The sequence below is a fragment of the Roseicella frigidaeris genome, from assembly GCF_003258945.1.
Lineage (GTDB): Bacteria > Pseudomonadota > Alphaproteobacteria > Acetobacterales > Acetobacteraceae > Paracraurococcus > Paracraurococcus frigidaeris.
The window spans coordinates 25071-44384 of sequence record NZ_QLIX01000025.1 but is presented as its reverse complement, the minus strand read 5'-3'; the positions used below and the strand labels follow the sequence as shown (position 1 = coordinate 44384).

At 72.3% G+C, this 19314-nt stretch carries 17 protein-coding genes, 1 tRNA gene and 1 pseudogene; 13 read left to right on the top strand and 6 right to left on the bottom strand.

Features of this window, described 5'->3' with window-relative positions; genetic code table 11:
* Positions 1-75: 75 nt before the first annotated feature.
* Positions 76-1668 (top strand): benzoylformate decarboxylase, encoded by a 1593-nt coding sequence (gene mdlC, locus DOO78_RS22240; RefSeq protein ID WP_111472083.1) that lies wholly within the window; start codon positions 76-78, stop codon positions 1666-1668.
* A 56-nt stretch (positions 1669-1724) separates the two neighbouring features.
* On the opposite strand, the gene DOO78_RS22235 is transcribed toward mdlC, so the two are convergent.
* Together DOO78_RS22235 and DOO78_RS22230 are read right to left on the bottom strand one after the other, a co-directional pair.
* On the bottom strand, positions 1725-2792 hold the full coding sequence (locus tag DOO78_RS22235; RefSeq protein WP_111472082.1) for an L-idonate 5-dehydrogenase: 1068 nt from the start codon (positions 2790-2792) through the stop codon (positions 1725-1727).
* The gene (locus DOO78_RS22230) at positions 2792-3736 is read right to left on the bottom strand and encodes a 2-hydroxyacid dehydrogenase (protein WP_111472081.1); all 945 of its coding nucleotides are present in this window, start codon (positions 3734-3736) and stop codon (positions 2792-2794) included. The genes DOO78_RS22235 and DOO78_RS22230 overlap by 1 nt, the downstream gene beginning before the upstream one ends.
* Before the next feature lie 77 nt (positions 3737-3813).
* Here DOO78_RS22230 and DOO78_RS22225 point away from each other — a divergent pair, with 77 nt between their 5' ends.
* From DOO78_RS22225 to DOO78_RS22175, 11 genes are all read left to right on the top strand, one after another.
* Positions 3814-4581 (top strand): SDR family oxidoreductase, encoded by a 768-nt coding sequence (locus DOO78_RS22225; RefSeq protein ID WP_111472080.1) that lies wholly within the window; start codon positions 3814-3816, stop codon positions 4579-4581.
* Positions 4582-4611: 30 nt separating this feature from the next.
* Positions 4612-5424 (top strand): transporter substrate-binding domain-containing protein, encoded by an 813-nt coding sequence (locus tag DOO78_RS22220; RefSeq protein ID WP_111472079.1) that lies wholly within the window; start codon positions 4612-4614, stop codon positions 5422-5424.
* 6 nt (positions 5425-5430) lie between these two features.
* Entirely contained in the window at positions 5431-6129 is a 699-nt protein-coding gene (locus tag DOO78_RS22215) for an amino acid ABC transporter permease (protein ID WP_111472078.1), read from the top strand.
* Positions 6126-6782, top strand: a complete 657-nt coding sequence (locus tag DOO78_RS22210; protein WP_111472077.1) for an amino acid ABC transporter permease — start codon at positions 6126-6128, stop codon at positions 6780-6782. Before DOO78_RS22215 ends, DOO78_RS22210 begins: the two co-directional genes overlap by 4 nt.
* On the top strand, positions 6763-7494 hold the full coding sequence (locus DOO78_RS22205; RefSeq protein ID WP_111472076.1) for an amino acid ABC transporter ATP-binding protein: 732 nt from the start codon (positions 6763-6765) through the stop codon (positions 7492-7494). The genes DOO78_RS22210 and DOO78_RS22205 overlap by 20 nt, the downstream gene beginning before the upstream one ends.
* A 102-nt stretch (positions 7495-7596) precedes the next feature.
* Positions 7597-8769, top strand: a complete 1173-nt coding sequence (locus DOO78_RS22200) for a thiolase domain-containing protein (protein WP_111472075.1) — start codon at positions 7597-7599, stop codon at positions 8767-8769.
* Positions 8770-8774: 5 nt separating this feature from the next.
* On the top strand, positions 8775-9173 hold the full coding sequence (locus tag DOO78_RS22195) for a Zn-ribbon domain-containing OB-fold protein (RefSeq protein ID WP_111472110.1): 399 nt from the start codon (positions 8775-8777) through the stop codon (positions 9171-9173).
* Positions 9174-9278: 105 nt separating this feature from the next.
* Positions 9279-10469, top strand: coding sequence for a serine hydrolase domain-containing protein (locus DOO78_RS22190; RefSeq protein WP_111472074.1), 1191 nt, complete (start codon positions 9279-9281; stop codon positions 10467-10469).
* Positions 10470-10545: 76 nt separating this feature from the next.
* Entirely contained in the window at positions 10546-11367 is an 822-nt protein-coding gene (locus DOO78_RS22185; protein WP_111472073.1) for an enoyl-CoA hydratase, read from the top strand.
* A 10-nt stretch (positions 11368-11377) separates the two neighbouring features.
* A complete protein-coding gene (locus DOO78_RS22180) occupies positions 11378-13006 on the top strand; it encodes an acyl-CoA synthetase (RefSeq protein ID WP_111472072.1) in 1629 nt (542 codons plus the stop codon).
* Positions 13007-13057: 51 nt separating this feature from the next.
* Positions 13058-13134, top strand: a tRNA-Pro gene (locus DOO78_RS22175).
* Between the two features lie 402 nt (positions 13135-13536).
* Here DOO78_RS22175 and DOO78_RS22170 read toward each other — a convergent pair.
* Both DOO78_RS22170 and DOO78_RS22165 read right to left on the bottom strand, forming a co-directional pair.
* Positions 13537-14982: a sensor histidine kinase gene (locus DOO78_RS22170; protein WP_128080117.1), complete on the bottom strand. Its 1446-nt coding sequence runs from the start codon at positions 14980-14982 to the stop codon at positions 13537-13539.
* Positions 14969-15554 (bottom strand): annotated as a pseudogene (locus DOO78_RS22165) (response regulator). The gene DOO78_RS22170 and the pseudogene DOO78_RS22165 overlap by 14 nt, the downstream one beginning before the upstream one ends.
* A gap of 151 nt (positions 15555-15705) precedes the next feature.
* Here DOO78_RS22165 and DOO78_RS22160 point away from each other — a divergent pair.
* Complete coding sequence (locus tag DOO78_RS22160) at positions 15706-17160, top strand: DegQ family serine endoprotease (RefSeq protein ID WP_165839032.1); 1455 nt, start codon at positions 15706-15708, stop codon at positions 17158-17160.
* Between the two features lie 218 nt (positions 17161-17378).
* On the opposite strand, the gene DOO78_RS22155 is transcribed toward DOO78_RS22160, so the two are convergent.
* Positions 17379-17960, bottom strand: coding sequence for a malonic semialdehyde reductase (locus DOO78_RS22155; protein WP_207803011.1), 582 nt, complete (start codon positions 17958-17960; stop codon positions 17379-17381).
* A gap of 93 nt (positions 17961-18053) precedes the next feature.
* Entirely contained in the window at positions 18054-19130 is a 1077-nt protein-coding gene (gene rutA, locus DOO78_RS22150) for a pyrimidine utilization protein A (protein WP_111472068.1), read from the bottom strand.
* Positions 19131-19314: the final 184 nt, after the last annotated feature.

The following is a 19314-nucleotide window of genomic DNA, read 5'->3' as shown; positions in this document are numbered from 1 at the left end:
GGCCCCGCCCGCCAGCATCTTGCGGGCCGGCCGGCTTCGCAGGAGGAAGAAGGCCTCGGCAGGGAGGGGAACCGCATGGCGACGGTGCGGCAGGCAACCATGGCGTTGCTGCGGGATTGCGGCATGACCACCGTCTTCGGCAATCCCGGCTCGACCGAGCTGGGCTTCCTCGACCGCTGGCCGAACGATATCCGCTACGTCCTCGGCCTGCAGGAGGCGAGCGTGGTGGCCATGGCCGATGGCTATGCCCGCGCCAGCGGCCGCGTCGCCCTCTGCAACCTGCACTCCGCCGCCGGGGTCGGGCATGCGCTCGGCAATGTCTTCACCGCCCATCGCAACCAGGCGCCGCTGGTCATCACCGCCGGCCAGCAGGCGCGCAGCCTGCTGCCGCTGAACCCCTTCCTTGGCGCCAGCGAGGCGGCGAGCTTCCCGAAACCCTATGTGAAATGGTCCTGCGAGCCGGCCCGCGCCGCGGATGTGCCGGCGGCGCTGGCGCATGCCGCGCATATCGCCCTGCAACGGCCCTGCGGCCCCTGCTTCGTCTCCATCCCGAGCGACGACTGGGGCGCCGAGGCCGCGCCGCTGCCGCCGCGCCGGGTCAGCCGGGACATGGCGCCCGATCCGGCGGCGCTCGCCGACTGCGCGGCGGCGCTGGCGGCGGCGCGGAACCCGGTGCTGGTCATCGGGCCGGAGGTGGATGCCGAGGGCGCCGGCGAGGCCGCGGTCGCCCTGGCCGAGCGGCTGCGCGCCCCCGCCTGGGCCAGCCCCTTCAGCAGCCGCCTCTCCTTCCCCGAGACGCATCCGCTCTTCGCCGGCCATCTGGCCGCGGCGCCGCCGGCGGTCTCGGCCGCGCTCGCGCCGCACGACCTGGTGCTGGTGCTCGGCGCGCCGGTCTTCACCTTCCATGTCGCCGGCGACTGCCCGCTCTTCCGGGCCGGCATCCCGCTCTTCCAGATCACGCCGGATGGCGAGGCGCTGGCGGCCGCGGCGATCGGCACCGGCCTCCAGGGCAGCCTGCGCCTCGGCCTCGATGCGCTGCTCGCCCTGCTGCCGCAGACGGCGTGCGAGATGGGGCGCGCCGCGCCGCCGGCACGCGCCCGGCCGGCAGCGCCGCCGGCGGCGAGCCCGATTGGCGCGGAATACCTGTTCCACCGCCTCGCCACCCTGTTGCCGGCGGGCGCCATCATCGTCGAGGAGGCGCCCTCGCACCGGCCGGCGATGCAGGCGCATCTGCCGATCCGCGACTGGGGCGGCTTCTTCACCATGGCGAGCGGCGGGCTCGGCTATGCGCTGCCGGCGGCGGTCGGCGTGGCGCTGGCGCGGCCCGGCCGGCGCGTGGTGGCGGTGATCGGCGACGGCTCGATGATGTATTCCATCCAGGCGCTCTGGACCGCGGCGCAGCACGCCCTGCCGCTCACCGTGGTGGTGCTGAACAATGGCGGCTACGGCGCCATGCGCAGCTTCGGCCGGGTGCTGGGCACCGAGGGCGTGCCGGGCATCGAGCTGCCGGGGCTCGATTTCGTCGCCCTCGCCCGGGGCATGGGCTGCCCCGGCTTGCGGGTGACGGAGCCGGCGCCGCTCGCCGAGGCGCTGGCCGCGGCGCTGCGCGCGGAGGGGCCGATGCTGGTCGAGGTCGCGGTCGATGCCGCGATCCCGACGCTCTACTGACGCCGCGCATCCGTCGGGGGACTGAAGGTCGGAGGGGGCCGAAGCCACCTCCCGGTTTAGAACGCGAGCTGCACCTTCATCGCCTTGCCCCGGTCGCCGGCGAGCTCGAAGGCGGCGACCGCCTCCTCCACCGGCAGGGTCGCGGTCAGCAGCGGCATGGGGTCGATGGCGCGGCGGCCGAGCAGCTCGACCGCGAGCGGGAATTCCTCCTGGAAGCGGAAGGTGCCGCGCAGCGCGATCTCCTTCGCCACCAGCGTCGAGAGCGGCAGGGACACGTCGCCGCCGAGGCCGAGCTGCACGATCACCGCCCCGGGGCGCGCCACCTCGATCGCCGTCTTCAGCGCCGCCGCACTGCCGCTCGCCTCGAAGGCCACGTCGAAATGCCCCTTGTCGAGCGAGTAGCCGCGCAGCGCGTCCGGGTCCTCGGCAACCGCGATGGCGCGGTCCGCCCCCATGCGCCGCGCCGCCAGCAGCGGCGCCGAGAGCAGGTCGGTCACGACGATCTCCCGTGCCCCGGCCTGCCGGGCGACGGCGATGGCGAGCGCGCCGATCGGCCCGGCCCCGGTCACCAGCACCCGCGCCCCCAGCAGCGGCCCGGCCTGGCGCGCCGCATGCAGGCAGACGGAGAGCGGCTCGGCGAAGGCGGCGAGCGTCACATCCATGCCGTCCGGCAGCGGCACGGCGCGCGCCGCCTCGCAGACCAGGCTCTCGGTGAAGCCGCCCTGCACATGCGGCAGCCGCATGGCGCTGCCGTAGAAGCGCATGTCGAGGCAGTGATTCGGCTGGCCGGCATGGCAGAAGCGGCAGGCGCCGCAGGGCAGGCTGGGATTGACCGCGACGGCGGTGCCGGGGCCGGGATGCGTCACCCCCTCCCCCACCGCCTCGACCACGCCCGCCACCTCATGGCCGAGCACCATCGGCTCGCGCAGCCGCACCGCGCCGAAGCCGCCATGCTGGTAGTAATGCAGGTCGGAGCCGCAGATGCCGCCGGCGCGGATGCGGATGCGGACCTCGCCGGGGCCGGGCGCGCCGGCCGGGCGCTCCTCGATCCGCAGGTCGCGCGGCGCGTGGATGACCACCGCGCGGCCGCCATGCCCTTGCGGGGCCATCGCCTCGTCCGCCATCACCGCACCTCCGTCGGCAGCGGCCGGCCGGCGAAGAAGGCTGCCAGGTTGTCCTGCATGAGCTGTCCCATCGCCTTGCGGGTCTCGACCGTGCCGCTCGCCGCATGCGGCGCCAGCACGACATGGGGGAAGGTGGCGAAGGCCGGGTCGATCGCCGGCTCGTTGTGGAAGACGTCGAGGCCGGCACGGGCGATGCGGCCGCTGCGCAGGGCGTCGAGCAGCGCCGCCTCGTCGAGGCAGGAGCCGCGCGAGACATTGACGAAGATCGCCCCCGGCCGCAGGGCCTCGAAGGCGGCGCGGTCGATCAGCCCCTCGGTGGCCGGCCCGCCCATCGCCGTGCAGAGCAGGATGTCGACATGCGGCGCCAGGGCGGCGGGCGTCGGGTAGTGCCGGTAGGGCAGATGCGCCTTGGGGGCGCGGCCGCTATAGGCGATCTCCATCCCGAAGCCCTCGGCGCGGCGGGCGACGGCCTGGCCGATCCGCCCCAGCCCGACGATGCCGAGCCGCTTGCCCCAGACGCGCGTGGTGAGCGGCATCGAGCCCTCGCTCGTCCAGGCGCCGCCCCGCACCCAGGCATCGGCGCGCGGGATCTCCCGCGCCGCCGCCAGCAGCAGGGCGAAGGCCATGTCCGCCACATCCTCGGTCAGCACGTCCGGCGTGTTGGTCACCGGGATGCCATGGGCGGCGCACCAGCCCTTGTCGATGGCATCGATCCCGACGCCGTAGCAGGCGACGATGCCGAGCCGCGGCAGGCGTCCCATCAGGGCCGCCGAGGCGCCGATCTCGCCCTTGGTGACGATGCCGCGGATCGCCGCCGCATGCGCCGCCAGGAAGGCCTCCGGGTCCGGCGCCTCGTAGAGCAGGCGCAGCGTGTAGCGCTCGGCCATCGGCCCCAGGTCCCAGTCGGGGAGGACGCCCATGACCAGAAGCTCAGGCTTGTCCATGCATGCCTCCCCTGCTTGTCTCGGCGGCTGTAGAGCAGATCATGGCCGGGCGCCAACGCCCGGCGCGGGAGGGATGCATGGCGCGCAACCTATTCGACCTGTCGGGCCGGCGTGCCCTCCTCACCGGCTCCAGCCAGGGGATCGGGCTGGCCCTCGCCCGCGGCCTCGGCGAGGCGGGGGCGGAGGTGGTGCTGAACGGCCGCGACGCGGCGAAGCTGGAACGGGCGGCGGCCGGGCTGCGGGAGGCGGGCATCGCCGCCCGCACCGCCGGTTTCGACGTCACCGACAGCCAGGCGGTCGAGGCCGGGGTGGCGCGGATCGAGGCGGAGTTCGGCCCGATCGACATCCTCTGCAACAATGCCGGGGTGAACCTGCGGGGCGCGCTGGAGGCGATGCCGGACGCGACCTGGCACGAGGTGATCGCCACCAACCTGCACAGCGCCTTCTACTGCGCCCGGGCGGTGGCGAAGGGCATGATCGCCCGCGGCCGTGGCAAGATCATCAACACCTGCAGCGTGATGAGTATGCTGGGCCGGCCGACCACCGGCCCCTATACCGCCTCCAAGGGCGCCATCAGCATGCTGACCAAGGCGATGTGCGCCGACTGGGCGCAGCACGGGCTGCAATGCAACGGCATCGCCCCGGGCTATTTCAGCACCGAGCTGACGGCGCCCCTGCGCGCCGACGCCGCCTTCAACGACTGGCTGTGCAAGCGGACCCCGGCCGGGCGCTGGGGCGAGCTGCCGGAGCTGGCGGGCGCCGCGGTCTTCCTCGCCTCCGACGCCTCGAGCTACGTGAACGGCCACCTCCTCTATGTTGACGGCGGCCTCACAAGCGTGGTCTAGCGGGGGCGACCTCGTCCAGGGAGGAAACGAATGATCTCGCGCAAGCACCTCTTCCGCGGCGCCGCGCTGCTGCCCGGCCTCGCCTTCCTCGCCTCGGAGGCGAAGGCGCAGCAATCCGGCCCGATCGGCCCGGCCGACATCATGAAGCGCGGCAAGGCGCGGATCGGCGTCGTCACCGGCGCGCCGCCCTTCGGCATGGTCGATCCGCAGGGCAATGCGGTCGGCTACGACATCGACCTGGCGAATCGACTCGCCTTCTACCTGGGCGTGCCGGCGGAGATCTCCTCCCTCACCCCGCCCTCGCGCATCCCGGCGCTGGAGGCCGGGCGGGTGGATTTCCTCTGCGCGACGCTCGGCGCCACGCCGGAGCGGGCGCGGACGGTGATGTTCACCATGCCCTACAGCGCCTTCCGCATGATGATCATGGCGAAGAAGGACAGCCCGATTTCCAAGATCGAGGACCTCGCCGGCAAGCGCGTCGGCGTGCCGCGCGGCACGCCGCAGGAGCAGGCGCTGGTGCGCAAGGCGCCGAAGGGCACCAATGTGGTGCGCTTCGAGGACGACGCGACCTCGGCCCAGGCGCTGATCGTCGGCCAGGTGGATGCGGTCGGCATCCCCGACACCATCGGCGGCGACATCGCCAAGACCCGGCCCGATGCCGGCCTCGAGACCAAGTTCCTGCTGTTCAACCAGCCGAATTGCATGACGGTCCGCAAGGACCAGTTCGAGATGCGGCAATGGCTGCAGAACACCATCTACTACATGAAGACCTCGGGCGAGCTGGACGACATCGCCCAGAAATGGACCGGCAGCCCGCTGCCGCCCGACCTTCCCGTCTTCTGACCCCGCATGGGCTTCCAATTCCAGTTCCAGCCGGTCTTCGCCCGGATGGACGCGCTGCTGGACGGGCTGTGGCTGACGCTGCAGCTCGCCGGCATCGGCATCCTCTGCGGCGCCCTGCTCGGCATCCTGCTCGCCATGCTGCGCGGCCTCGGCGGCCGGGCGACGCGCATCCTGGTCGACGCCTATGTCGAGCTGGTGCGCAACACGCCCTTCCTGGTGCAGCTGCTGATCATCTTCTTCGGCATGCCGAGCATCGGCATCCGGCTCTCGGCCGAGCAGGCGGCGCTCTCCGCCATCATCCTCAACCTCGGCGCCTATGCGACCGAGATCGTCCGCGCCGGCATCGAGAGCGTGCATCGCAGCCAGATCGAGGCCGGGCTGTCGCTGGCCATGACGCGCTGGCAGGTCTTCCGCCACGTGGTGCTGGCCCCGGCCCTGGCGCGGGTCTGGCCGGCGCTGTCGAGCCAGTTCGTGCTGATGATGCTCTCCACCTCGGTCTGCTCCTTCATCTCGGTGCAGGAGCTCTCGGCCCAGGCGGCGAACGTGGAATCCGAGACCTTCCGCAGCTTCGAGGTCTACATCACCGTCACCCTGATCTACCTGGCGCTCGCCATCCTGCTGCGGCTGCTGCTCGCCGGCCTCGGCGCGGTGCTGTTCCCGGCCGGCTCCGGCCTCGGGCGGCTGCGCGGGCAGGTGGGACGATGATCCGCCAGTTCACCCAATCCGAATTCCTCTTCATCCTGGCCTCGGCGCGCTGGACGCTGCTGCTGACGGTGATGTCGATGCTGCTCGGCGGGTTGCTCGGCTTCCTCGTCGCCCTCGCCCGCACCTCCCGCCTCGCGCCGCTGCGGGCGCTGGCCGCCGGCTGGATCGGGGTGATCCAGGGCGTGCCGGTGCTGATGCTGCTCTTCCTCAGCTATTACGGCCTGGCGCTGGCGGGATTCGACCTGCCGCCGCTGATCGCCGCCACCGTTTCCATGGCGCTCTATGCCAGCGGCTTCCTCGGCGAGATCTGGCGCGGCAGCATCCAGGCGGTGCCCTGGCAGCAATGGGAGGCCTCCTCGGCGCTGGCCTTCTCCCGGCCGCAGCAATACCGCTACGTCATCCTGCCGCAGGCGATGCGGATCGCCATCCCGCCGACCGTCGGCTTCCTGGTGCAGCTGGTGAAGAACACCTCCATCGTCTCGATCATCGGCGTGGTGGAGCTGGCCCGCGCCGGCAACCTGGTCAACAACGCCACCTTCCAACCCTTCAAGGTCTTCGGGACGGTGGCGGCGATCTACTTCGTCATCTGCTGGCCGATCTCGCTTCTGGCCCGGCGTCTGGAAGGGAGGCTGCATGCCCGTCGTGCAGGTTGAGGGCGTCCACAAGCGCTTCGGCGCGGTGGAGGTGCTGAAGGGCATCGACCTCGCGGTCGAGGGGGGCGAGGTGGTGGCCATCATCGGCCGCAGCGGCTCCGGCAAGTCGACCCTGCTCCGCTGCATCAACGGGCTGGAGCAGATCCAGTCCGGCCGCATCGAGGTCTCGGGCCACAGCATCGATCCGAGCGGCAAGGGCCTGCGCGAGCTGCGCAAGGATGTCGGCATCGTCTTCCAGAGCTACAACCTCTTCCCGCATCTGCGCGTCGGCGAGAACATCATGCTGGCGCCGCGCATCGTCCTCGGCGTCTCCAAGGCCGAGGCACGGTCGCGGGCCGAGGAGACGCTGGCCGAGGTCGGCCTCGCCGAGCGATTCGACGCCTGGCCGGACAACCTCTCGGGCGGGCAGCAGCAGCGCGTCGCGATCGCCCGGTCGCTCGCCATGCGGCCGAAGGTGATGCTGTTCGACGAGGTGACGAGCGCCCTCGACCCGGAGCTCACCGGCGAGGTGCTGGCGACGATGGAGCGCCTCGCGCGGCACGGCATGACCATGCTGCTGGTGACGCATGAGATGGGCTTCGCGCGGCGGGTGGCGACCACCACCGTCTTCATGCACCAGGGCAAGGTCTGGGAGATGGGCCCCTCGGAGCGGATCTTCGGCGCGCCGGAGACGCCCGAGCTGCGGCAATTCCTCGGCGGCGGGCTGAAATAGCGCGCCGCGACCGGCCCGCCCCGGCTTGACGCCGGGGCGCGTCCCGGAGAGGCTGCGGCCCCCATAGATAGCTAGCGAAGCAAAGGGAGGGCCGCGACGCCCATGAGCATCAGTGGCAAGGCCTATATCGCCGGGGCCTATGAGCACCCGACGCGCAAGGCCGACAACACGTCGGTGGCGCAGCTGCATGCCGAGGTCGCCTATGGCGCCCTGCAGGATGCCGGGCTGACCAAGGACGATGTCGACGGCTATTTCTGCACCGGCGCGGCGCCCGGCCTCGGCCCGCTCAACATGGCCGACTATCTCGGCCTGACCAAGCTGCGGCACCTCGACAGCACCGATGTCGGCGGCTCCTCCTACGTGCTGCATGTCGGCCATGCGCTGGAGGCGATCGCGCTCGGCCAGTGCAACGTCGCCCTCGTCACCCTGGCCGGCCGGCCGCGGGCCGAGGCGATGGCGACCGGCACGGCGCCGCGGAGCTGGGGCGTGAACGTCCCGGACGATCCCTTCGAGATCCCCTATGGCCGCACCGTCGCCAATGCCTATGCGCTCTGCGCCATGCGGCACATGTACGAGTTCGGCACCACCTCCGAGCAGCTCGCCTGGATCAAGGTGGCGGCCAGCCACCACGCCCAGTGGAACGAGCACGCCATGCTCCGCAAGGTGGTGACGGTCGAGGACGTGGTGAACTCGCCCATGATCTCCGACCCGCTGCACCGGCTGGATTGCTGCGTCATCTCCGATGGCGGCGGCGCGCTGATCATCACCCGGCCGGAGATCGCGAAGAGCCTGAAGCGGCCGCTGGTCAAGATCAAAGGCCATGGCGAGGCGACCAAGAACCAGAATGCCGGCTATACCGACCTGACCTATTCCGGCGCCCGCTTCTCCGGCCCCCGCGCCTTCGAGGAGGCCGGCGTCCGACCTGCGGACATCCAGTACGCCTCGATCTACGACAGCTTCACCATCACGGTGCTGATCCAGCTCGAGGATCTCGGCTTCTGCGAGAAGGGCCAGGGCGGCAAGTTCGTTGCCGACGGCAACCTCATCTCCGGCACCGGCAAGCTGCCCTTCAACACCGATGGCGGCGGGCTCTGCAACAACCACCCGGCCAATCGCGGCGGCATGACCAAGGTGATCGAGGCGGTGCGCCAGCTCCGCGGCGAGGCGCATCCGAAGGTCCAGGTGCCCGGCTGCACCCTGGCGCTCGCACATGGCACCGGCGGGCTGCTCGGCACCCGCCATGGCAGCGCCACCGTCATCCTGGAGAGGGAGTGATCACCATGGCGACGCCCGCTTCCAACCGCCAGCTTCCCGCCATCCAGGTGGACCCGACCAACAAGCCCTATTTCGACGCCGCGCGCGAAGGCCGGCTGCTGATCGGGCTCTGCAAGGACACCAACAAGCATTTCTGGTATCCGCGCGGCTGCTCCCCCTTCACCCTCTCGAACAATGTCGAGCTGGTGGAGGCCAAGGGCACCGGCACCATCTACACCTACACGGTGATGCGGACGAAGGAGCCCTATTGCGTCGCCTATGTCGAGCTGGATGAGGGCGTGCGCGTCTTCACCAACATCGTCGATTGCGACCTCGACAGCCTGAAGATCGGCCAGAAGGTGAAGGTGGTCTTCAAGCCGACCCAGGGCGACTCGCCGCCGGCGACGATGTTCACCCCCGCCTGACCGGGGCCGGCGGCCCGCGCCCCGGGCCGCCGCCCATCCTCCTTCCGCTGGCCATGGCGGCCCCGGCCGCGGCACCATCGCCGCAGCCGCGGAAGGACCCTCGCCATGCGCCGCCGACACCTGCTGGGATGGGCCAGCGCCCTCACCCTCGCCGCGGCCGGGCCAGCCGTCGCGCTGCCGGAGGGCGCGGCGAGCCTCGATCCGCTCCTCGCGCCGATGCTGGCGGAATACCGGCTGCCCGCCCTCGCCGCCGCCCTGGTGCGGGAGGGCAAGCTGCTCGGCGCCGGCGCGGTCGGCACCCGCTGCTGGGGCCGCGAGGCGCCGGTCCGCCTGGACGACGCCTTCCATATCGGCTCGGACACCAAGGCGATGACCTCGCTGCTGCTGGCCATGCTCGTCGAGCAGGGCCGGCTGCGCTGGGACACCACCTTGGGCGAAGGCCTGCCCGACCTCGCCGCCGGCATGGATCCCGGCCTCGCCGGGGTGACGCTGACCCAGCTCCTCTCGCATACCAGTGGCCTGCCCTCCGACAACGAGGTCTTCGAGCGCCTGCTCGGGCAATCCTACCTGCAGCCGGGCAATCTCGATTCGCTGCGGCACTGGCTGGTGCAGGCCTGGGGCCGGCAGCCCCTCGCCGCCCCGCCCGGCAGCCGCTTCGCCTATTCCAATCTCGGCTACGTCATGGCCGGCGCCATCGCCGAACGCGCGACCGGCCGGAGTTGGGAGGAGCTGGTCGCCGAGCGGATCTTCGACCCCCTCGGCCTCGCCACGGCCGGCTTCGGCCCGGCGGCGCGGCTCGGCCGGGTGGATGCGCCGCTCGGCCATCGCTGGCGGCAGGAGGCGGCGCCCGAGCCGATGCTGGCCGGGCCCAATAGCGACAATCCGCTGGTCATCGGCCCGGCCGGGACGGTGCATCTCTCGATCCTCGATTTCGCCGCCTGGGCGGCCTGGCACGCCGCCGAGGGCCGCCGCGGCCCGCCCCTGGTGACGCCGGAGACGCTGCGGCTGCTGCACCGGCCGGTCATCGACCTGCCGCCGCGGCCGGATGCGGCGCCCGGGACGCCGGCGACGGGCGGCTACGCGCTCGGCTGGGGGCGGCTCGCCCAGCCCTGGTCGCGCGAGCCCTTCCTGCAGCATGCCGGCTCCAACACCCTCAACCTCGCGCTCGTCATGCTGCAGCCACGGCACGACTTCGCCATGGTCATGGCGACGAATATCGGCGGCGAGCGGGCGGATGCGGCGCTGAAGGCGCTCGCCGAGGCGCTCTACCGGCAGCACGGCCCGGCCCCGGCCTGACGGCCGGCGGCCGCCATTGCCTCCCGGCACCCTGCCGCCTTACCTCTCCCCCGACGAGGAGAGGGGGAGAGGGCCGATGTCCAGCCACCACGCCGCCGCGGCAGCCAACGAGGCCATGGTGCTGCGCGAGGATCAGGGCCCGGTCGCCCTGCTCACCCTGAACCGTCCCGCCGCCCGCAACAGCCTCTCCCGCGCCATGCTCGCGGCGTTGCAGGCGGCGCTCGACGGCATCGCCGCGGATGACCGCATCCGCTGCCTCGTCATCGCCGCCGAGGGACCCGCCTTCTCGGCCGGGCACGACCTCAAGGAGATCACCGCGCATCGCGGCGATGCCGATGCCGGCCGCGGCTTCTTCGAGGACACCATGGCCGCCTGCAACCGGGTGATGCAGGCGGTGGTCGGCCTGCCGCAGCCGGCGATCGCCGCCGTCGAGGGCATCGCCACCGCCGCCGGCTGCCAGCTCGCCGCGAGCTGCGACCTCGTCGTCGCCGCCGAGAGCGCGAAGTTCTGCACTCCCGGCGTCGATATCGGCCTGTTCTGCACCACCCCCGGCGTCGCCCTCGCCCGCGCCGTGCCGCGGAAGGCGGCGATGGAGATGCTGCTGCTCGGCGAGATGGTCCCGGCCGCCGAGGCGCACCGCATGGGCCTGGTCAACCGCCTGGTGCCGCGCGGCGAGGCCCTGCCGGCCGCGCTCGACCTCGCCCGGCGCGTCGCCGCCCGCTCGGCCGTCGCGCTCCGCCTCGGCAAGCGCGGCTTCCACCGCCAGGCGACGCTGCCCCTGGCCGAGGCCTATGCCGAGGCCGGTACGATCATGGTAGAGAACCTGCTGGCCGAGGATGCCGCCGAGGGGATCGGCGCCTTCCTCGGCAAGCGCGCGCCGGAATGGCGGCATCGGTAGGACGCTCCCCATGGCCGATTTCGAGACCGGGCTCGCCCGCAATCCCGCGAACCACCAGCCGCTGACGCCGCTGCTCTTCCTCGAGCGGGCCGCCGCGGTCTTCCCGGAGCAGTGCGCGGTGGTGCATGGCGCGCTGCGGCGGAATTACCGCGAGTTGCGGGACCGCTGCGTGCGCTTGGCCTCGGCGCTCGCCGGGCGCGGGATCGGCCGCGGCGACACGGTGGCGGCGCTGCTGCCGAACATCCCCGAGATGCTGGAATGCCATTACGGCGTGCCGATGGCCGGGGCGGTGTTGAACACGCTGAACACGAGGCTCGACGCCGCGACCATCGCCTATATCCTCGACCATGGCGAGGCGAAGGCGATCCTCGTCGACCGCGAGTTGGTGCCGCTGCTGCGCCTCGCCCTCACCCAATGCACGGCGAAGCCCCTGGTCATCGAGGTGGACGATCCCGAGGCCGCGCCGGAGGCCCGGGCCAACGGCATGGGCGGCCTCGATTACGAGGCGCTGCTGGCGGAGGGCGATCCCGGTTTCGCCTGGCAGCCGCCGCGCGACGAATGGGACGCCATCACCCTCAACTACACCTCCGGCACCACCGGCAAGCCGAAGGGCGTGGTCTACCACCATCGCGGGGCGCAGCTTCTCGCCACCGGCAACGTGCTCTCGGCCAGCATGGCGCGGCATCCGGTCTATCTCTGGACCCTGCCGATGTTCCACTGCAACGGCTGGTGCTTCCCCTGGACCGTCACCGCCGTCGCCGGCACCCATGTCTGCCTGCGCGCCGTGCGCGGCCCGGCGATGTGGGCGCTGATGGCCGAGCATGGCGTGACGCATCTGTGCGGCGCGCCGGTGGTGATGGCGACGCTGCTGGACACGCCGGCGGCGCAGAAGCGGCCGCTGCCCCACCGGGTGCAGTTCGTCGTCGCCGGGGCGCCGCCGCCCGAGGCGGTGCTGGCCGCCATGCGCGAGGCCGGCTTCGGGGTGCTGCATGTCTATGGCCTGACGGAATGCTACGGCCCGGCGGTGGTGAACGAGTGGAACACCGCCTGGGACGCGCTGCCGGCGCCGGAGCAGGCGAAGCTGATGGCGCGCCAGGGCGTGCGCTACCAGGCGCTCGAATCCCTCGCCGTGCTCGACCCCGACAGCCTGGAGCCCGTCCCCGCCGATGGCGTGACGCTGGGCGAGGTGATGATGCGCGGCAACGTCGTCATGAAGGGCTATCTCAAGGACCCCGAGGCGACGGCGAAGGCCTTCGCCGGCGGCTGGTTCCATACCGGCGACCTCGCCGTGCGCTACCCGGACGGCTACATCCAGCTCAAGGACCGCTCCAAGGACATCATCATCTCGGGCGGCGAGAACATCTCCTCCATCGAGGTGGAGGATGCGCTCTACAAGCACCCGGCGGTGATGCTGGCGGCGGTGGTGGCGCGGCCGGACGACAAATGGGGCGAGGTGCCCTGCGCCTTCGTCGAGCTGCGGCCCGGCGCCAGCGCCACCGAGGCGGAGCTGATCGCGCATTGCCGCGGGCTGATGGCCGGCTTCAAGGCGCCGAAGCGGATTCTCTTCGCCGAACTGCCGCGCACCTCGACCGGCAAGATCCAGAAGCACGTGCTGCGGCGGCAGGCCCAGGAGGCGTAATGCAGCGGGGGGCTGGCGGCGCGGCGCCGCCGGTGCTAATCCGCCCGGCGTCGGAGCGTAGCGCAGCCTGGTAGCGCATCAGTCTGGGGGACTGGGGGTCGTGGGTTCAAATCCCGCCGCTCCGACCATTCCGCACCCGCTTCAACGGGTTGCGCGCCGCGCCCCGCGCCAATCCTCGACCAGCCGCCGATCCTCCGCGAGGTCCCGCTGCATCGCCTGCGGCCACGGCTCCCGCTCGGCCAGCCGGGCCTTCACCGCACCGAGGCTCCGATCGGCCGATGCTCCCTCCGCCATTGTCGGGGGGAGGCCGCCGGGGCGCCGCGGCCCGGCGCAGTCGCGGCTCGGCCGCCGCCCGGGACGGCCGTGACGGCAGGGCCCAGGCGGCCCAGCCCGGCGCCGCTCCCGACATGGGCAGGGACAGGGGCGGCGGGTCCGGGAGCGAGGTCGCAACGGCCAGCCCTGCGTCTGGCCCGCCACGGGCAGGCCGAGCAGCCCAACGGCCAGCACGCCGCCACGCCACCACCATCCCGTCATGCCGCCCCCTCCCGCTCCGGGGCCAGGCCGGGAATCGCCAGCGTCACCCGCAGACCGGGCCGTGCATCGCCGAGCTTGAGCCCGATGCCGTGCAGCTCCGCCACCGCCTTGACCAGCGCCAGGCCGAGCCCGGTGCCGGGCGTGGCGCGCGCCGCATCCAGGCGGTGGAACCGATGCAGCACCGCCCCCCGCGCCTCGGCCGGAATGCCCGGCCCGTCATCCTCCACCACCAGCACCGCGCCCCCGGCGGGAGCGGGCGCCAGACGGAGCCCGATCCGCCCGCCCGGCCGCCCGTGCTTGACGGCGTTGTCGAGGAGATTGGACAGCATCTGCGTTACCAAATCGCTGTCCCCGAGCATGGCGAGGCCGGGCGCGATCGCCGTCTCCAGCCGCTGGCCGCGCTCCTCGGCCGCCGGCGCATGCACCTCGGCGACCGTGCCGGCGACCTCGGAAAGGTCGAAGCGGGCGAAGCCGGCGCGGCGGGCGCCGCTCTCGGCCTGGGCGATGCGCAGCAGGGCGGCGAAGATGTCGAGCAGCTTCTCGCAATCGAGGATCGCCCCCTCGGTCGCCGCCCGCCACTCCGCCTCCCCCGCAGCCGTGCGCAGCGCCTCTTCCAGCCGCTGCCGCAACCGGTTCAACGGCGTGCGCAGATCGTGCGCGATGTCGTCCGTCACCTGCCGCAGCGCCTGCATCAGCCCCTGCACCCGGTCGAGCGCGGTGTTGATGCGCCGGGCCAGGCGGTCGAACTCGTCGCCGCCCCGGCGCACCGGCAGGCGGTGGCCGATCTCCCCCGCCTCCACCCGCGCCAGCGCCAGCCCCATCGCCGCCGCCCGGCGGGTGACGCCGCGGCCGATCAGCAGCCCGCCGCCGAGGCCGAGCAGCAGCGCCGCCCCGCCCACCCAGCCGGCGGCGGAGAGCAGGAAGCCCTCGAGCTGGCGCACCGGCGCGATGTCGCGGCCGACGACGAGGACGCCGCCGCCCGGCAGGGCGGTGCCGAGGGCGAGCAGCTCCGCTCCGGCCCGCTCCTCCGCCCCGGCGAGGCGGAGCTGCCGCCAGCCCGGCGCCAGCGGCGCGCTGGCCAGGTTGCCGGCCAGCCGCGTCCCGTCGGGGGCCGCCAGCAGGTAGTATTGCGTGCCGTTGCGGTCGGCGGCGAGCCGCGCCTCGATCGAGAGCGCGGCGGAGCGCGGCCCGCCGAGCCGCACCGCCTGCTGCAACAGGCCGGAATCCCGCTCCACATCCTGCGCCAGCTGGCGCAGCGCGAAGCCGGTGCTCGCCCACCAGGCAACGCCCGAGAGGGCGAGCGTGCCGATGAGGGTGAGCACCAGGTGCAGCAGGGTGATGCGGAAGGCGGTGCTGCCCCACCAGCGCGGCCGGTCCTCCCGCGACCGGTCCTCCCGCGACAGGTCCTCCCGCGCCTGGGCCACGCCCTCAGTCGGGGGCACGGAGGCAGTAGCCGGCGCCGCGCATGGTGTGGATCAGCGGCGGCGCCCCCTCGCGGTCGAGCTTGGCGCGCAGCCGCGAGATATGGGTCTCCACCACGCTGGTCTTGGGATCGAAATGGAAATCCCACACCCCTTCCAGCAGCATGGTCCGCGTCACCACCTGGCCNCATCTCGAGGTCGCCGACCCGGAGCACGGTCGCCTCGGCGGCGAGCGGCGGCCGCCGGGCGAGGGCGTTCAGCCGCGCCACCAGCTCGGCGAAGGCGAAAGGCTTGCCGAGATAGTCGTCGGCCCCCGCCTCCAGCCCCTCCACCCGGTCGCCGACGCCGGTGCGGGCGGTGAGGAAGAGCACCGGGCTGCGCACCCCGGCGGCCCGGAGCGCCCGCACCATGCCGAGCCCATCCAGCTTCGGCAGCATGCGGTCCACCACCAGCGCGTCGTAGCCACCATCGCTGGCGAGGAAGAGACCCTCCCGCCCATCGCCGGCGCGGTCGACCGTATGGCCCGCCTCGGAGAGGCCGCGCACCAAGTAATCGGCGGTCTCCGCGTCATCCTCGACGACCAGGATCTTCACCCGCTCTCCCGTCCCGCTGCGCCCATCCCGCCGCGAGCATACGGATTGGTATGCTTCGGTCGAGGCTGCGGGCAAGCGCGCGGCGCTTTCATGGCCCCATGCCGCCCCCCGCGGGGTGGCGGCGACCAGGCCCGACACCATGGAGAACAGCATGCCCAGCCCGAGCCGCCGCACGAAGATGGTTTTCGCCGGCGCCCTCGCCGTCGCCCTCGGCACCACCGCCCTCACCCCGGTGCTGCTGCATGCCGAGAGCCAGCCCGGCACCGCCGCGGCGCAGCCCAACACGGCGGTCGCCCTGCCGCGCCCGGCCGGCCCGGACTTCGCCGATCTCGCCGCCCGCGTCGGGCCGGCCGTGGTCCGCGTCTCGGTCACCGGCCACGGCCCGGTGCAGGGCGTCGCCGACCTGCCGCCCGAGCTGCGCGGCACGCCCTTCGAGCGCTTCTTCCAGCAGCGCATGCAGGGCGCCAAGCCGCGCCGCACCATGGGCCAGGGCAGCGGCTTCATCATCGACCCGAGCGGCTATGTGGTGACCAACAACCACGTGGTCGGCGAGGCGGACAGCGTGAAGGTGGAGCTGGCCGATGGCCGCGACCTGCCGGCCAAGGTGGTGGGCACCGACCCGAAGACCGACATCGCCCTGCTGAAGATCGAGGCGGGCGCCAACCTGCCCACCGTGACGTTCGGCGACAGCGACCATGTCCGCGTCGGCGAATGGGTGCTCGCCATGGGCAACCCCTTCGGCCTCGGCGGCACGGCGACGGCGGGCATCGTCTCGGCGCGCGGCCGGCAGATCGGCGCGGGCCCCTATGACGACTTCATCCAGACCGATGCGCCGATCAACCCCGGCAATTCCGGCGGCCCGCTCTTCAACACCGCCGGCGAGGTGGTGGGGGTGAATGCGGCGATCTTCTCGCCCTCCGGCGGCAATATCGGCATCGGCTTCGCCGTGCCGTCGGACCTGGCGCAGAGCGTCGTCGCCCAGCTCCGGCAGAACGGGCGGGTCGAGCGCGGCTGGCTCGGCGTCTCCATGCAGAAGCTCGATCCGGACCTCGCCGCGGCGCTCTCGATCAAGGAGAGCAAGGGCGCGCTGATCGGCGGCGTGGAGCGCGACAGCCCGGCGGCCAAGGCCGGGGTGCAGCCGGGCGACGTGGTCACCGCGGTGGGCGAGCGGTCGGTGGCGATCCCGCGCGACCTCGCCGAGGCGGTGGCGGCGGTGAAGCCGGGCGGCACGGTGACGCTGCACCTGCTGCGCGACGGCAAGGCGGTGCAGCAGCAGGTCACGCTGGCCCAGGCGCCGGATGCGCGCGAGGCGCGGGCCGCGGGCGAGGAGGGCCAGGACCGGCCCAATCTCGGCCTCGCCCTGGCGCCGAACCAGCGCGGCGAGGGCGCGGTGGTGGCCGAGGTGCGGCCCGACAGCGTCGCCGCCAACCAGGGCCTGCAGCCAGGCGACGTCATCCTCCGCGCCGGCGACCGCATGGTGAAGGGGCCGCGGGATGTGGCCGAGGCGGTCGGTGCCGCGCGCAAGGACGGCAAGGCGGCGATCGCGCTGCAGATCGAGCGCGAGGGCGGCCGGGCCTTCCTCGCCCTGCCGCTGAAGGCCGGCTGAACCCGGCCGGGCGGGACCCCCTCCCCCCCCTCCCGCCCGGTGGGTCATGGGGCGGCCTGGGCCTTGCGGCCCGGCCGCCCCTCCGCATGCCGGCTTGAAGCGCCCCTTGAACCCGTCGCCGCCCGTTGCCCTGCCGCGGCTTGGCCGCGGCAGGCTGTAACGGATCTCGGACCCGAAGCGAATCACGGCCCCCCGCGGAGCCGCTTCGTGGGGAGTACCTAGACGATCTGGCAGGCTTCCTCGAAGGGCAAGCGCGGCAGCTTGCCGAACAGGCCGGCCGGATCGCCATGGCCGAGATTGCAGAGGAAATTCGAGCGATAGGTGGTGCCGGCGAAGAAGGCCTCGTCCACCTTCGCCTTGTCGAAGCCGGACATGGCGCCGACATCGAGCCCGATCGCCCGCGCCGCCAGCATCAGATAGGCGCCCTGCAGCGTGCCGTTGCGGAAGGCCGTCTCCTCGGCCAGCGCCGCGCTGCTGGTGAACCAGGACCGCGCATCGGTATGCGGGAAGAGGGTCGGCAGCTTCTCGTAGAAGGCGGTGTCGTAGGCGACGATGGCGGTGACCGGCGCCGCCAGGGTCTTCTCGAGATTGCCCGAGGAGAGCGCCGGCTTCAGCTTCTCCTTGCCCTCCTTCGTGGTGACGAAGACGAATCGCGCCGGCGAGGAGTTGGCCGAGGTCGGGCCCATCTTCAGAATGTCGTAGAGATGCCGCAGCTCCGCCTCGGTCACCGGCTGCGCGGTCCAGGCATTGTGGGTGCGGGCGTTGAGGAACAGCGTCTCGATCGCAGCCTTGTCGATCATGCTCGTCTCCATTGCGGTCACGGGGCCGGCATCATGCGGGGCGGCCGGGCGCCGGGCAAACCCGGCGGCCCGGACGGGCAGGCCCGGCGCCGGTCAGGCGACCGCCGCCAGATGCCGGCGGCAGCGCATCAGCGGCTGGATGCGGGTGCCGAATTGCTCCATGCCGATCAGGAAATCGTCGAAGGTCAGCATCACCCCGGCGAGGCCGGGCGTCTCCGCCAGGGCGTCGAGCTGGCGCGCCACCGTCTCGTAGGAGCCGATGAGGCGCAGCATGTTGGTCGGCACCCGGTCGGAACGGACCATGCGGCCGGCGGTGCTGTGCGCCTCGGCCTTCGCATCGGCGGCGGCCTGGGAATCGCGCCAGGCCAGCGCCTGCAGATCGGTGCCGGCGACGTAGTGGTGCCATTTCGCCATCGCCGCCTCGTCCGTCTCGTCGGCGATGACCATCATCAGCAGCATCGCCTTGCAGGCGGCGCCGGCCGCGGCATTGGCGGCGATCAGCCGCTCGGTGTGCTGCCGCACCTGGCTGACATCGTTGATGCCGCCGGCGCTGATGAAGTTGTAGTCGGCATGCTCGGCCGCGAATTGCATGCCGCGGTTGGACTGCCCGGCCGAGATGATGTCGATCTTGCGCATCGGGCGCGGGCTCACCCGGCAGTCGCGCATGCGGAAGAACTCGCCCTGGAAGTCGGAGCGCCCGTCCGCCCAGAGCTCCTTCAGCACCGAGACGTATTCCGAGCAGTATTCGTAGCGCCGGGCGAAATGCGCCTCGCCCGGCCAGATGTCCATCTGCTCGTATTCCGCCTTCTGCCAGCCGGAGACGATGTTCACCCCAAAGCGGCCATGGCTGATGCTGTCGATGGTCACGGCCATGCGGGCGAGGACGGCGGGCGGGATGGTCAGCACGGCAACCGAGGCGAAGAGGCGGATCCTCGAGGTCACGGAGGCCAGCCCGGCCATCAGGGTGAAGCTTTCGAGATTGTGGTCCCAATACTCCGAAGGCCCGCCGAAGCCGCGCAGCTTGATCATCGACAACGCGAATTCGAACCCGTAGCGCTCGGCCAGGAGGGTGACGTCTCGGTTGAGATCGAAGCTCGGTTGATATTGCGGCGAGGTGGTGGAGATCAGCCAGCCATTGTTGCCGATCGGCAGGAAGACACCGAGTTCCATGGCCCTTGTCCCAGGCTGTTCGCGGGCGACAGCATGTTGCAGCGCAGCGACAGCTTCCAGGGGCGAATTGCCGCCGAATTGGCGCAACGGTGCCGCGTTCTGCCAGGTGTTTGGGCAAGGCCATGGTCCCTGCCCATGGAATGCGCTGCCATCCGCTCCGCCCCCCAGGCCGGCTGGCCCCCTT